Origin of the sequence: Streptomyces sp. NRRL F-5630, from assembly GCF_000719475.1 — a bacterium.
Taxonomy (GTDB): domain Bacteria; phylum Actinomycetota; class Actinomycetes; order Streptomycetales; family Streptomycetaceae; genus Streptomyces.
The window spans coordinates 23,694-37,686 of sequence record NZ_JOGO01000009.1 but is presented as its reverse complement, the minus strand read 5'-3'; the positions used below and the strand labels follow the sequence as shown (position 1 = coordinate 37,686).

Annotated in this window: 10 protein-coding genes and 2 pseudogenes; 6 read left to right on the top strand and 6 right to left on the bottom strand. The window is 70.9% G+C overall.

The window, feature by feature from the left end:
* Nucleotides 1–78: 78 nt before the first annotated feature.
* On the bottom strand, nt 79–3,837 hold the full coding sequence (locus IF99_RS0106610) for a S8 family serine peptidase (protein WP_030995401.1): 3,759 nt from the start codon (nt 3,835–3,837) through the stop codon (nt 79–81).
* Between the two features lie 536 nt (nt 3,838–4,373).
* Between IF99_RS0106610 and IF99_RS0106605 the strand changes: the two genes are divergently transcribed.
* Nucleotides 4,374–5,405 carry a rod shape-determining protein gene (locus tag IF99_RS0106605; RefSeq protein WP_030995400.1) on the top strand — a complete coding sequence of 344 codons (1,032 nt, stop codon included), beginning with the start codon at nt 4,374–4,376 and terminating at the stop codon, nt 5,403–5,405.
* A 299-nt stretch (nt 5,406–5,704) separates the two neighbouring features.
* On the opposite strand, the gene IF99_RS0106600 is transcribed toward IF99_RS0106605, so the two are convergent.
* Nucleotides 5,705–6,265 carry a glycoside hydrolase family 25 protein gene (locus IF99_RS0106600; protein ID WP_030995399.1) on the bottom strand — a complete coding sequence of 187 codons (561 nt, stop codon included), beginning with the start codon at nt 6,263–6,265 and terminating at the stop codon, nt 5,705–5,707.
* 822 nt (nt 6,266–7,087) lie between these two features.
* Entirely contained in the window at nt 7,088–7,666 is a 579-nt protein-coding gene (locus IF99_RS0106595) for a TetR/AcrR family transcriptional regulator (RefSeq protein ID WP_030995398.1), read from the bottom strand.
* Between the two features lie 87 nt (nt 7,667–7,753).
* Between IF99_RS0106595 and IF99_RS0106590 the strand changes: the two genes are divergently transcribed.
* The 5 genes and pseudogenes from IF99_RS0106590 (at nt 7,754) to IF99_RS30590 (ending at nt 11,749) form a co-directional block, all read left to right on the top strand.
* Nucleotides 7,754–8,797 carry an NAD(P)-dependent alcohol dehydrogenase gene (locus IF99_RS0106590; protein ID WP_030995397.1) on the top strand — a complete coding sequence of 348 codons (1,044 nt, stop codon included), beginning with the start codon at nt 7,754–7,756 and terminating at the stop codon, nt 8,795–8,797.
* Nucleotides 8,798–8,995: 198 nt separating this feature from the next.
* Entirely contained in the window at nt 8,996–9,508 is a 513-nt protein-coding gene (locus IF99_RS35560; RefSeq protein ID WP_324604366.1) for a replication initiator, read from the top strand.
* Nucleotides 9,509–9,756: 248 nt separating this feature from the next.
* Nucleotides 9,757–10,053 (top strand): replication initiator, encoded by a 297-nt coding sequence (locus tag IF99_RS35555; RefSeq protein ID WP_324604365.1) that lies wholly within the window; start codon nt 9,757–9,759, stop codon nt 10,051–10,053.
* 267 nt (nt 10,054–10,320) lie between these two features.
* Nucleotides 10,321–10,470, top strand: a complete 150-nt coding sequence (locus IF99_RS0106580; protein ID WP_051703400.1) for a hypothetical protein — start codon at nt 10,321–10,323, stop codon at nt 10,468–10,470.
* Nucleotides 10,470–11,749, top strand: a pseudogene (locus IF99_RS30590) (tyrosine-type recombinase/integrase). Before IF99_RS0106580 ends, IF99_RS30590 begins: the two are co-directional and overlap by 1 nt.
* 30 nt (nt 11,750–11,779) lie before the next feature.
* Here IF99_RS30590 and IF99_RS0106570 read toward each other — a convergent pair.
* The 3 genes and pseudogenes from IF99_RS0106570 to IF99_RS30585 form a co-directional block, all read right to left on the bottom strand.
* Nucleotides 11,780–12,289 carry a hypothetical protein gene (locus IF99_RS0106570; RefSeq protein WP_158716580.1) on the bottom strand — a complete coding sequence of 170 codons (510 nt, stop codon included), beginning with the start codon at nt 12,287–12,289 and terminating at the stop codon, nt 11,780–11,782.
* Between the two features lie 496 nt (nt 12,290–12,785).
* Complete coding sequence (locus tag IF99_RS0106565; RefSeq protein ID WP_030995394.1) at nt 12,786–13,256, bottom strand: NUDIX domain-containing protein; 471 nt, start codon at nt 13,254–13,256, stop codon at nt 12,786–12,788.
* 2 nt (nt 13,257–13,258) lie between these two features.
* Nucleotides 13,259–13,978: pseudogene (locus IF99_RS30585) on the bottom strand (XRE family transcriptional regulator).
* Nucleotides 13,979–13,993: the final 15 nt, after the last annotated feature.

Below are 13,993 nucleotides of genomic sequence, written 5' to 3'. Positions count from 1 at the left end.
CGTCTCCCCCGGTCCCACGGGGAGGCGGCGCCGCCGCGTTGTGCGGATCGGGGGTGTCCCTCGCGGGCACCCCCGGCCTCACCGCACGTTCAGGGCGTCCGTGAGGACCTGCGTGGCCGAGCCGCCCCTGTCATCGCGCACCGAGGCCCGCAGCGAGACGGTCCGCGCGTCGCGCGGCACGCTCAGCCGGCCCTTCCAGGTATCGCCCTTCCTCGTGAGGCCGACCTGCTGCCACGTCTTCCCGGCGTCGTACGAGACCGCGAGCGCGCCGGTCGTGAGCCTCCCGGTGCCGCTCGCGCCCGCTACGTACGCGCCGGTGAGCGCGAGCGGGAGCCGCTTGCCGGCCCGTACCGAGCCGTCGAGCGCGGTGTCGATGGCGTAGTTCAGGTTGATCATCGGCAGCGTCGTCTCGACGTCCGCGGGCGTCCCGGCGGAGCGGACCTCCCAGGCGGAATGGCCCTTGACGCCGGTGCCCCACACCTTCGGGTCGAGCGTCGTGTCGGTGATGACCTTGTAGGTGTGCTCGGCGGGATCGGCGTCCCAGACGTAGGCGCCGGAACTCGTCGCCTGGGTGACGGTCTCACCGTCGACCTGGACCTGCGTCGTCTGGGTCATCGAGTCGTCGCTCCACACGTCGCCGAAGCCCGTGTGGTCGGGGCCCGAGTCGCCCCAGCCGGGCGTGTTGAAGGCGAGGTCGTCGCCCCTGCGGGTCTGGCCCCAGCCGAGCCCCGTGCCGAGATAGGGGTGCAGGACGGGCTGGAACCAGTCGAGCTTCGTCTTCTTGCCCGCCGGGTAGTCGGCGAGCCCGCCCCGCTCCTCCAGCGTCAACTGGGGCCCCGCCTGCACGGTCTCGTGCCAGCGCAGGTCCTTGCCCGTCGAGACGTAGTCGGTGCGCGTCCCGGGGAAGGAGGCCCGCTCCAGGAAGCCCACGCCGATCGGGAAGGCGTCGGTGATCGAGTAGCGGAACTCGCCGCCCGACTGGGCCTTCGCGCCGTAGTACGTCGTCTCGACCGTGGCGAGGTCCTTCGCCCGCGGGGCGATCGTGAGGTCCTTGTCGGGGATCGCGCCCGGGTGGCCGGCCGAGAGGTCGTAGAGGTACGGGGCGTTCGGCGTCCCCGTGAGCTTCAGCTTCCCGCCGTTCTTCGCGGCGCGCGTGAGGGTCTTCCCGTCGGCGGCGTTCACGGTCGCGACCGGGAAGGCGCGGTCGGCGCCGTCGGCGGTGCCGAAGAAGGCCATGAGCCGCCCCGGTGCGTCGTCGGTCACGAGCAGCGCCGCGGCGCCCGCGTCCGCGGCGTGCTGCGCGAGGCCGGCGGGGTCGAGGGTCTCGTCCGCGTGGACGAGCACCGCGCGGCCCTTGGCCTTCTTGCCCTCGTACGCGGCGGCCGAGCCGTTGCCCGCGTCGAGGAGCCTCGTGTTCAGCTTCCCGTCGAGCAGACCCGAACCGGGCTGGAGGGTCAGCTCCGAGACCGCGTCGCCGCCCGCCCTGGCGGTGAGCGACGGTGCGCCGAGCCGCCACACCGTGCGGTACTCGAAGGTGCCGTGGCTCGGCTTCGCGGTGGGCGTGGCGAAGACGCTGTCGTACGTGAGCGGGACCTGCGCCTGCGCGGTGTAGGTGGATCCGTTCGCGGAGCGCGTCGCCTCCATGACGAGCTGCCGGGTCTCCGTCGCGCGAGGGAGCCTCGTGCTGATCTCCCGCAGCGTGCGGCCGTCGAGGGTGATCTCGCGGTCGCGGTCGAGGGTGATCTCGGGCGCGGTGAGGTAGCCGAGGCCGAGCGAGTCCTTGCCGTGCGAGCCGCGCACGTCGAGGAAGGTGCTCAGCGCGTAGGCACCCGGCTTGAGGCGCAGAGCGAGGGTGCCGGACGCGCCGACCGTCGCGGGCACCGTGTCGGCCCCCGCGCTGAGGGTCTGGAGGGCGAGACGCGCGGAGGTCGCCGCTCCGTCGCGGTCCTTCACGTGGACGGTGAGCGTGTAGCGCTCCTCCTCCTTGACGAGGCCGAAGGCGGTGTGGGCGAGGAGCGTGCCGTCGGCGTCCTTCGCGAGGACCTGTCCGGAGAGTTGGCCGACGGGGGCGCCCGCGCCGTCACCCGTGACGGTCGTGTGCGCGCTGCCGTGCGCGGGGACGGTCAGCTCGGTGGCTCCGAGCGTGACGGTCCCTTCGGGCACGTCGCTCGTGGAGAGGCGCACGGTGAGCGGGCTGCCGGACTCGTTGGTGTACGTGAGGGCCTTCGTGACCGGCTTGTTGTCCTCGTACGGCCAGGAGAAGAAGCCGAGGTCGGCGCTCCCGGTCGCGGTGAGCGGGCTCGTCGTCGCCTCGGGGACGCTGACGCGCCCCGCGCCGAGGTCGTAGGCGGAGGCGTCGAGGGTCTTCGACGTGGACATGAGCGCGTTCTTGAGACGCGCGGCGTCCCAGTCGGGGTGCTCCTGGGCGAGCAGGGCCGCGACGCCCGCGACGTGCGGCGTCGCCATCGAGGTGCCGCTCATTTTCGTGTACGCGCCCTCGCCCGGGACCAGCGAGGAGCGCGCCGCGAGGATGTCGACACCCGGCGCCGAGACATCGGGCTTGAGCGCGTTGTCCAGGAAGCGCGGGCCCTTGCTCGTGAAGTACGCGGCCTGGTCAAAGGAGTCGACGGCGCCGACGGTGAGCGCCTCGTCGGCGGCACCGGGCGAGCCGATCGTGCCCGCGCCGCCCGCGTTCCCCGCGGCGACGACGAAGAGCGCGCCGGTCTCCTCGGTGAGCGTGTTGACGGCTTGGGCCATGGGATCGGTGCCGTCGCTCGCCTCGGTCGAACCGAGGCTCATCGAGACGACCTTGGCGCCGAGGTCCTTCGCGGCCCACTCCATGCCCGCGATGATCTGGGACTCGCTGCCCTCGCCCTCGTCGCTGAGGACTTTGCCGATCGCCAGGTCGGCGTCCGGGGCGACGCCCTTCTCCTTGCCGTCCGAGGCCGTGCCGCCGCCGCCCACGGTCGAGGCGGTGTGCGTGCCGTGACCGTTGCGGTCGGCGACCTCCTGGCCCTCGATGAAGCTCTTGCTCGCGACGACGCGGCCCTTGAGGTCGGGGTGGTCCGGGTCGATGCCCGTGTCGAGCACGGCGACCTTGACGCCCTTGCCCGTGAGCCCGGCCTGCCAGGCCCGCGGGGTGCCTATCTGCGCGTTGGACTCGGCCATGTCGGCCTTGACCTTCGCGTCGAGCCACACCTTTCCGACGCCGGTGCCCGCGGAGAAGGACCGCGCGGTCCCGTTCCGCTCGGCGCCTTGGTTCGCGCTCCCGGTGAGGCTCTTCCAGAAGGCCGTCGGCTTCTCCACCGTCACGGCGGTCGCGCCGATGCTGGGCAGCGCGCGGACGCGGGTGGCGCCTGCCGGAGCCGTGGGCACGGTACGGGACCGGGCCTTCGCCGCCGTCCCGGTGACGATGAGGGGCAGCGGCGCGGGCGCCTTGCCCGCCTTGCCCGCGAGACCCTGGGCGACGAGTTCGGTGACGTCGAAGAGCCTGGGGTCGAGCTTCCCCTGCGCGAGGTACGGCTCCGCCTCGGCGGGGACGACCCTGACGTGCCCGTCGGCCTCCTCGGTACGGACGGTGCCGGTGGCGCCGGGGGCGCGGTCCACCGTCACGGTCCGCTTGCCGCCGGGGAGCGGGGTGAGCGTGACCCGGTCGCCGGTCACGAGGGTGACGGTCGCGGTGGCCTGGGCGGTGCGGGTGCGGTCGGCGGCGCGGGGGGCGGAGTCCGCCGTGGCCGGGCCGGAGGCGTGGGCGAGCGCGGTGCCGGGGAGCAGGGCGAGCGCGAGCCCGGCCGGCAGCAGCCCGGCTCTGCGCCACAGGGGAGCGGATCTGGTCATGGAAGCCCTCTCTTCGTCAGCGCGGCCAGGGGGTGGGACGCACTGCGGAAGAGTGTGAAGCGCGCTGTATTACGGGAGAGTTGCGGAGTACTGGCGGAAAGCGGCCATGGCACATTGCCGCCAACGGGCAGGTCAGTCGCGGCGCATGGGTTTCAGTCATCTCGTGCGCGGGAGGCCGCGCGGACGTACAGGGGCGGCGATGGCGCCGTACGGGGGCCGCTCCTCCGGTGCGCGCCGGTCCGGGGCGGCACGGGGGCCGGGCGGGCGGACCGGGGCGGGAGCGAAAGGATCAGGCCACGCCCGGCGCGCACCCCCGACGCGATCTTGACAGCCGGTCCGGCCTGGCCGGTAACGCCCGGCCACGTGGTGCGCCCGTTACCGCACCCCTCGTCCGGCGCAAGCCGAAGCGCTTCACCCGTTCCGCCGCGACCCGATCGGCCCAGCCCGGCGGGCAGCCGGGACGGGGGACGACCACCCTCGTGCACAGGGGCGCCGACCGGTGGCTCCTTCCGGTCCGTACCTCGGGAGGCAAGGCCGTGACCGTCAGCCTGGAGCAATTGCGCCGCTGCCACATCGCCGTCGATCTGGGCGCCGCCCGCACGAGGGTGTTCGTGAAGGGCCAGGGCATCGTGGTCGACGAGCCGAGCGTCGCGGCCGTCAACACGCGGACCGGGGGGCTCATCGCGGTCGGCGACTTCGCCCAGCAGATGACGGGCCGCACCCCCGAGTACATCCGCGTCGTGCGGCCCGTGTCGGGCGGCACGGTGGTCGATGTGGACATGGCGCAGCGGATGTTGCGGCACCTGCTCGGCGACAAGCTGCGCCGGGCGCTGCGCCGCAAGCCGCGGCTGCGCGCCGCCGCCTGCACGCCGCACGAGTCCGACCCGCTCGCGCGCCGCGCGACCGTCGAGACGCTGGTCGGACTCGGTGCCCGGCGCGTCGAACTCGTGGACACGCTCATCGCGGCGGCGGTCGGCTGCGGGCTGCCCGTGGAGCGGCCCGAGGCGACGATGATCATGGCGTGCGGCGCCGCGACGACGCAGATCGCGGTGCTCTCGCTCGGCGCGATCGTCACGGCGCAGCGGCTCCCCGTCGGCGGCGACGCCATCGATCACGCGATCGTCTCGCACCTGCGCCACCGCCACGACCTGCTGCTCCCCACGCAGTCCGTACGGCCGCTGCGCCTCGCCGTCGACGCGGCCGACCCGCGCACGGGGACCACCGAGATCCACGGCCGCGACGCCGTCACGGGCCTGGCCCGCTCGGTCACGGTGGACACGGCGGCCCTGCGGGAGGCGATCAGCGCCCCGTTCACCACGATCCTCGACGGCATCAGCCGCGTCCTGCGCTCCTGCCCGCCCGACCTCGTCGCCGACCTCGCCGAGGGCGGCCTCACAGCGGTCGGCGGCAGTGCGCTCCTGCCCGGTCTCGACCGGATGCTCAAGGAGGCCACGGGGATGCCGATCCGCATCGCGGAGAACCCCGGCATGTGCGCGGTCCAGGGCCTCGGCGCGATGCTGGAGGGCGGCGTGGGCCCGATGACGCTGAGCCCGCTCTCGGCACGGTGAGGGCGCTCCCAGCACGGTGAGGGCGGTGGCGGGGGCCTGAAGGCGGTGGGGCTGGAGGTACGGGCTGGCGCACGGTCCGCTACGGGGCAACGTTCGGCATCCGAGGGGAACGGCACGGCGGGGGGGCGGGGCTTGGACGGGCCCGGAGGCCGGGCCGGGGGCTGCCCGCCCCCATGCCCGGCCGCCGCGCCTCCGGCCCGCTGTCCCACGGTGGCCGGGCGCCCCGCGGCAGCCGACCGCCGCACGGGGCCCGGACGCCCCGCGGGTTCAGCGGACCGGACTGCGACCCGTCCTCCGGCTCAGCCCTTCGCCCACTTCTTCAGGGCGGGCCTGTCCTCCCAGTTGCCGATGTTCGTGTCGATGGGCTCGGAGGTGTACTGGTGGATGCGCCAGGGCGCCTTGATCCCCGGCTTGCCCGGCTTGCCGTTGTAGTCCGCGATCCACAGGCCGTCCGCCGCGAAGGAGGTCGTGTCCCTGTTGAGCCAGAAGTCGCGGTTGCAGTAGAGCAGCACGCGGTGGTTGGAACCGCGCAACTTCTGCACCGCTTTGAGGAACTGGTCCTTCTCCTTGTTGCTCGCCGCGGTCCCGTCGCCCGTGTACTCCCAGTCGCAGGCGAGCAGGTCGTACGGGACGCTCGCGCACTGCTCGACGAAGTACTCGGCCTGCGCCTGGATGTTGCCCGGCCACAGGAAGTGGTAGAAGCCGACGACGGCACCCGCGTCCCTCGCCCGCTTCGCCTGCGCCCGCTGGCGCGAATTGGTGTAGGTGCGCCCCTCGGTGGCCTTCACGAAGACGAAGGCCATGCCGTCCGCGTCGAACGACTCCTGGTGGCTGCTGACATCGATCCCTTTGACGGCCATGCGTACTCTCCCTGTCGCGGGCCCGCTCTCCGGTGGGCCCGACGGGCGGCCCTCGGAGTCGCCCGCCGGACTGTTTAGCCTGCCCAGGTCCGGCCGCCGCACTCCGGCCGGAACCCGGTCTTCAGCGCTCCGCGCGACAAGCCGTACGGACGTACGAGCAAAGCCGTGCGAAGCGGAACGGACAGGCGGGGCGAGGCGGCACGGACGGCTATCGGCACCCCGGCCCCTCCCGGCACGGGGCCCGTCAGCCGTTTCATAGCCCCGTTTGGTGCCCGCCACCAGGAAGTCCGCGCGCGTCTACGCGGAAGAGGGACCACGAGCCCGCCCGGTACGCCGTCCTCACACACAGCCCCTCAACCCGGGTAGCCGCAACCGCTCCTGAAGGGGGATGAGGTAGCGAGACCGTGGACCGATGCGCCGCACGGACGCACTCGGGCCGTACCCGAACCCCCTACGCCACGTGCGGAGACGACCCCGGCCCCGATCGGGTTGCGGCGGGGAAGGGCAACAACACCGTGCGGCCGCCCGACCGCACCTCGGAGAGCAGCGCCACCGCCGAACGCGCGCCGTGGCCTGCCATCGACCTCGAACCCTCCACGGGCGAACCGGACTTCGGCCCTGCGGCCGGTGCGGGACCCCGGTGGGGAGCAGCTCGACGCCACCGGGGCAACTCCCCGTTGCACAGGCCGTCGCTCCGAACCCACTGCCCCAGCCCCTGGGTGCGGGGCCCGCGAGCGCTGTCGGCAGAGACGAGGGCCCCGGTCACGCGGCCGTGACGGGGGTGGACCGGCATTCTTCAGCGCGCGGCCACCGCCCGCGCGATCAACCGGCGCGGAGTCCGGCGAGGTGGATGCGCAGGAACCGCCGCCACGGGGCATCGTCACCCTCTGGTGACGCGGCGACCACTTCCCTCAGCGCGACGACGAGCGACTTGATGTCCTCCGCTGTCACCTCGTGCGCGAGGTGCCCCGCGTCGACCGCCTTCCGCGTGAGCTGCCGGACGCGGTCCGCTGTCCGCGCGCTCACGTCGTCGTCCTCCGGGATCCGGTCGGTCAAGGCGGCCGCGTACCGGCGCTTCTCGGCGTGGAACGCCCCCACGAAATCGAGAAACCCCTCAAGGCCGGCGGCGGGATCAGGCTCCGCGAGGGCGGCCGCGGCGGCCTGGTCCAGTTCCTCGGCGAAGAGGTGCGCGACGGCGTCGAGCAGGGCGTCCTTACCGGCGAACCGCCGGTAGATCGTGCCGACGCCGAGACCGGCGTGGGAGGCGATGGCCTCCATGCTGGCCTGCGGCCCCTGCTCGGCGAAGACCGCGCGCGCGGCGTTGATGACGACGGCGTCGTTGCGCAGGGCATCCCGGCGCGGGGCGCGCCGCCTGGCCGAGTTGCTGGGTCGTGGGCTCACGGAGCCAGTGTACTCAGAACGGAATCGTCATTCCGCATCATGCTAAAGTGAATGAAGATTCCGGATCGACGAGAAGGAGCTGTGCTCATGAGGACCACGACCGGCTTGCAGAGCCTCGACCCGAACAGCAACGTCCTCACGCGCGTCACCATCGAGCGGCGCGACCTGCGCCCCGACGACATCGCCGTGCGGATCGACTACTGCGGTGTCTGCCACAGCGACCTGCACCGCATCCACGGGATGCTCGGAGAGAAGGACCTGGTTCCCGGCCACGAGGCGACCGGCGTCGTCGTCGCCACCGGCCCGGCGGTCACCGGCTTCGCCGTGGGCGAGCGGGTCGCCATCGGCACGATCATCGACTCGTGCGGCGAGTGCGCCATGTGCGAGGCCGGGCAGGAGAACTACTGCTACAACCAGGCGACCCCGACCTACGGCGGCACCGACCGTGTGGACGGCACCCCCACCAAGGGGGCCTACAGCCGCGAGTACGTCCTGCGCGAGAAGTTCGCGTTCCACCTGCCCGACGGACTCGCCCCGGCCTCCGCGGCACCCCTCCTGTGCGCCGGTGTCAGCGTGTGGGAACCCCTGCGGGCCGCCGGTGTCGGTCCTGGCAGCCGCGTTGCCGTCGCCGGCCTCGGGGGACTCGGTCACCTCGCGGTGAAGCTCGCCTCCGCGCTGGGAAGCGAAGTGACCGTCCTCAGCCGCAGCGCGGCCAAGGAGCCCGACGCGCTGAGCCTGGGGGCGGCCGGACTGCTCGTCACCACCGACGAAGCCCGGACAGCCGCCGCACAGGGCCGCTTCGACCTCATCCTCGACACCATCCCGGCCGACCACGAACTCACGCCACTCATCGGCATGCTGGGCCTCGACGGGACCCTGTGCGTCCTCGGGAACCCCCTGCTGGCGGGCCCGAAACTCTGGGAGTTGGGAGCCGGCCGCAAGAAGCTCACCTCCTCCGGCACAGGAGGGCTGCGGCAGACCATCGAAATGCTCGGGTTCTGCGCCGCGCACGGCATAGCGGCCGACGTCGAAATCCTTCCGTCGAGCGAGATCGAAACAGCCTTGAACCGCCTCGCCGACAGCGACGTCCGCTACCGCTTCGTGCTCGACATGTCCGACCTCGACGCCTAGCAGTCCTCCACGAGGCCAGGCCCGAGGCGCTCAGCGGCCCGGGCCCGGCCTCGTGGGACGAGACCGACCGGCCGCTTCCCGTGAGTCGCGGCGGCGGATGCCCGGCTCGCGCCCCTCAGCCGCAACTACCCGGCCGCCAGGGCCAACCTCCCGCCTTTCTCCCGCCCCAGGTGGCGTTCCGCGAAAACACATGAGTGGCTGGTTGCTGCTCGGGGTCACCCACCGAACCGAAGAACACGCCCGAATCGTCACTCTGGGCCTGCGCCACGTGGCAAGCCCCGCCGTACGGGACCTGCTCCACCTGGTCAACCACCCCTACTTCGACCGCGCACGGCAGCAGATCGAACCCCTCGGCGGCTGCACCGAACCCGTACGCTGCCCCGGCCGCACCCCACCCTCGACGCCACAACCGGCGAAGCTCTGCGCTCCTACTCCACCGATACCGAGCCCACGGGCAACCTGCTCACCACGTGCGGCAACTGCCGCACCTCCCGCTGCCCGGCGTACTCCCGCTTCTGGGCCGCCGACACCTACCACCTCATGCGCGCCGACCTGACCGGCGGCAAGACCTTCCGCATCCCCGTCCTCCGCCACCCTCACCACCCTCTCCTTCGGTCCCCTCCACAACCCCGACACCGGCCTTGCCGCTGCGGCACTCACCACGAACCCACAGGCCCATGGCTGGGCACGCTGCTCAACCTGACGACGTAGAACTACGGGGGCGCCATCCTCTCCAATGCCCACACGGGAGCCCTGTGAGCCCGCTCCACCACCCCCCTGCGGCGGCGAGCTCGCCGCCCGGCTCGGCCTCACCCAGAAGGCCGCCCGCACGGTTCTGCGGGTGCCCTTCGCCAAAGTGACCGACCACCAGAAGCGTGACCTGGTCCGCTTCCACGCCGTGATCCCCCTCGACGACCCCGCCAGAGTTCAGACCCTGCCCTCGAACGTCCACCGTCGCCCTGCTCACCGACGCCATCAGGGCCGCCGCACCTCGCGCCCGCATCTCCGTCGCCTCCGACGCGGTCGGGGAACGCGCACTTGGCTGGGGCCAGCAACTCGACGTACGCGAGATCGGGGCCTTCGGCACCGACGCCGAGTTCACCGACCAGGCCGTGGCCGCCTACGTGGCCAAGTGCGCCACCAAGGTCCGCCGACGCCTCCGGCACCCTCGACCGGGCTCTGTTCTGCCGCCCCTGCCAGGGACGCGGCGCCACGTTCCTCCCCCACGGGACCTCGCAGCTACTCCACGACTCTGAGCTGGCGACACCCGCCGCGCGTGGCGGGTCGAACAGGCCCGCACGCAGGCGGGCCTGCCCGAGTCCGACCCGACGACCACGCTCGTCGTCGGCCGCTGGGCCTACCTCGGCTCGGGCTACAGCCGCGGCACGGCCTTCCTCGCCGCCGACGTCTGGCATCGCAGGCAGTTCGCGGCCGAAGGGGGCTGTTGATGACTTCACCCCCCGCTCGCCGTCCTCCACACGGAAGCGGCCCCGGCGCTGGATCTGCTCACAGTGCCCCAGGCCATGGCCCGCCTCCAGCTCGGCAGCTTCGCCGTCTACGACCTGCTGCGCTCCGGCCAACTCGCCTCGATCACCCTCGGCCGCGCCCGCCGCATCCCCGCCCACGCCCTCACCGCCTTCATCCGCACCCGCCTCGAACAGGACGCCGCCTGATGACCACACCCCGCCCCACCTCCTCCCGCCGCTCCCGGGCCAACGGCGACGGAACCGTCTACCAGCGCAAGGACGGACGATGGGAAGCCGCCGGATACGTCCTCGCCCCCGGCAACACCCGCAAGCGCGTCCGCGTCTACGGCGCCACCCGCAAAGATGCGATGAGCAAGCTCACCGAAAGGATCGCCGCCAGCAACCGCGGCCTCCCCGTCGCGACGTCCGACAGCACCGTGAGCGCCTACCTCGCGTACTGGCTCGACGGCGTCGCCGTTCACCACCTCCGGGAGAACACCCACACCCGATACGCCGCCTCCATCCGCCTCCACCTCAACCCCGGCCTCGGCGCTAAAAAGCTCGCCCGGCTCACCACCCGCGACGTCCGCTCCTTCCTCGACGGACTCCGCACCACCTGCCAGTGCTGCGCCCAGGGACAGGACGCTGTTCGGCGGTCCTGCTGCGCCATCGGCCAGTGCTGCGAGAAGCGGCTCTCACCGCTGACCGTGACGTACGTCCACGCGGTCCTCAAGTCCGCCCTGGAACACGCCGTCCGCGAGGACGAACTGCCGCGCAACGTCGCCCGGAACGTCAAGACGACCACGCCCCGCCCCAGACGTTTCCAGCCCCTCACCGCCGCCGAAGCCCGACAGTTCCTCCAGTCGGCCGGCGCGCCGACCGGCTGCATGCCCTGCACGAACTCGCCCTGCGCACCGGACTCCGCAAGGGCGAACTCCTCGGCCCCCACTGGGAAGACCTCGACCTGGACGGCGGAACCGCCACCATCCACCGTTCCCTCCAGCGCACCCGCAGCCAGGGTCTGACTGCCCTGAACACCAAGACCCTCGCCTCCGAACGCCGCATCGCCCTCCCCACCGAATGCATCAGTTCCCTCAAGCTCCACCAGGAACGGCAGCGGGGAGAGCGTCAGGTAGCCGGAACAGGCTGGACGGACAACGGGCTCGTCTTCACCACCTCGAAGGGCAGGCCACTCGACCCCGGCAACCTCACCCGCCGCTTCCGTCGCCTTCTCCATAGCGTTGGGCTCCGGACGATCCGCTTCCATGATCTCCGTCACTCGACCGCCACCCTGCTCCTGGAACAGGGCGTCGACCTAGTCGTCATCAAGGAACCCCTCGGCCACGCCCACATCGGCGTCACCGCTGGCGTCTACGCCCACGTCCGACTCCGCCTCCAGCGCCAGGCCATCGACACCCTGAGCGAGGCACTGGCCGAGGGCGACGACTCCGAAGAGCCGCCGCCCTCAGCGGTGGTCGTCCGCTGACGTTGCCGTCAGCGTTGCCGTCAAACGGCGTTACGCAGGACTCTGGCCATCTTCTTCCACAGGAATATGAGCCACAGTCACTACGCCAGAGAACGAACTCTCCACCACAATGCGATCACCCGGGGAATAGATCCAGAATTCCGGTACGGATTCTGCAATATCCAGCAGGCGAGAGATGGAGAATTCAAGCCCCATCTCTACACTCGGAACCGCCAAGCTCTCCCAGAAAAAGATGAGGCTGTCAGCCCTCGGGGCGAACTGTTGGATTACGGCGCTCAGCTCGATGGAACCAGACTCCATCGAGCTGAGCACCAAACCATCAGCCACCGCGCCCCACGAGATCGCACCGTCAGAGCTGCGCGGGTAATGACTGAGGCTTTCGCGCTCGTACTGGAGATGCTGATCCAGGTTCAGCAGCTGCACACCCGGCCGGCCAACCCAAGTCAGCCGTCGGCCACCCTGCTGATCTGCACGAACCACTCGAACCATAGATTTGGGCAGGAGGTCCGGCCTGGTTCCGTATAAATCGTCGAGCGTCACGAATTACCGCCAAGCATTCTCGCGAAATCGTCTTCCGTTCCATTCCATGGCACTGCCCACTTACGCGCCGAATCCCCCTTGCCGACTTCCACGTTGATATGGGGACCCTTCACTGGATCGTAATCCATCCTGAACCTCTTGAATTCACCGTTAACCCGAGTAGTGAATCCCACTACCTTGCCGTAGGTCGTCGGCGCAGATTCGAGACGTCCGATGTACGGCTGCCGAGTAGCTGGATCAACCTCACCCAACAGATCAAGCGCTTTGTTGCGGGCTTCTTCGAAGCTGTCGAAGCTAGGCGGGGTTACTTCCTTGCACGCCCCTCCGGAATTATGAACCAGAACCGGAGTCTGCCCCGCCAGCACATAGTACGTGTGCTACGCGACCCCTCTCTATCTGCGTATTCGCAGATCAGCGGCGGTTTCGGGTTCCGCTGGTGTCCGTGGCTGTGCGGGGAAATCCGTGGGTTTTGCCGTCGCTACTGCCGTCAGGCGGTTCAGCCCAGGTACGGCTTCTCGCGGTGTTCCAGGAAGTGCTGGAGCCTGAGTCGTTGGGTGTGGTGCATCGGCAACTGCTCGATCTCGTCCGGAGGCACGAACCGGAGCTCGGTCGACTCGTCGGAAATCTCCAGCCGGCCGCTGGTGATGCGGGCGGTGAAGCAGACGTTGAACTGTCGGCGGACCTCGCCGTCGGTGTAGGCGATGATGTGCTTCGGGTCGGTGTAGGTGCCGACCAGGCCGGTGATCTCTACGTCGAGGCCGGTCTCTTCCTTGATTTCGCGGACGGCCGTGCCTGGCAGGGAGTCGGTGAACTCCATGCCGCCGCCGGGCAGTGCCCATAGGTCGTTGTCGCGGCGGCGTTGGAGGAGGATGCGCCCATGGTCGTCGGTGACGACGGCGGATGCGGCGACGACCATGCTGTTCGGCTCGGGCGCGTTCGGGTCGTCGTAGTACTCGGTGCGGGCCACGGTCAGCCTTCCTCTCGCACGGGCGTTGCCGTCATCCACACGGCGTCGAAGCTTTCGGCGTAGGTGTCGAACATGCCGCCTGTCTCGTGTCGGCGAAGATGCCATACGGGGGCGGCGTAGGCGTTGACGCCCCAGACGTGTGCGTTGACGAGTTGTTGGTCGTCGGCGCGGTAGAGGGAGTTGTAGAGCGTGGTGGCGTGGGTGCGGACTTCGATGCCGGGTGTGGCAGCGAGCGGCTTGTAGTGCATGAGCGCGAGGCGGCAGCGGGATTCGATGCCGTGGCCGAACCGCTCCTCCTGGCCGCGGGCTTGGACGTTGTCGCTGTCGGCGTCCCCGATCGCGATGTGGACGGTGCAGCCTTCGGCGGCGCGCTCGGTGAGGAGTTCGTTCAGCCGCGGGTACGCCTCGTGGAGGAAGACAGCCGCGTAGACGAGGATGTCGATCCGTTCCCGGGCCTGGGCCATCAGGTCGGTGAACGCCGAGACGGGGAGGTCGGCCCGCTGCTCGTAGAGCGCCACTAACTCAGGGCTGATGGCGCGGGCAGGGCGGGCCTGGCGGAGCGCCGGCCAGAGTGCGTGCACGTCTTCTCCCAGGGCCTTGGCCGCCTGGAGGGCGGTGGCACGACGTGGGATACGCCCGAGATTCACTCAGCGCTCGACCGACTTGGGGTCGACCTCGACCTGCTGAGCGAGTGCGGCGTACGTCCAGCCTCCCGCCGCCATGACGGCTCGTAGTCT

Coding starts and splice junctions, on each gene's coding strand:
- IF99_RS0106610 (WP_030995401.1), bottom strand. CDS start 3,837: ATGACCAGATCCGCTCCCCTGTGGCGCAGAGCCGGGCTGCTGCCGGCC.
- IF99_RS0106600 (WP_030995399.1), bottom strand. CDS start 6,265: ATGGCCGTCAAAGGGATCGATGTCAGCAGCCACCAGGAGTCGTTCGAC.
- IF99_RS0106590 (WP_030995397.1), top strand. CDS start 7,754: ATGAGGACCACGACCGGCTTGCAGAGCCTCGACCCGAACAGCAACGTC.
- IF99_RS0106580 (WP_051703400.1), top strand. CDS start 10,321: ATGGCCCGCCTCCAGCTCGGCAGCTTCGCCGTCTACGACCTGCTGCGC.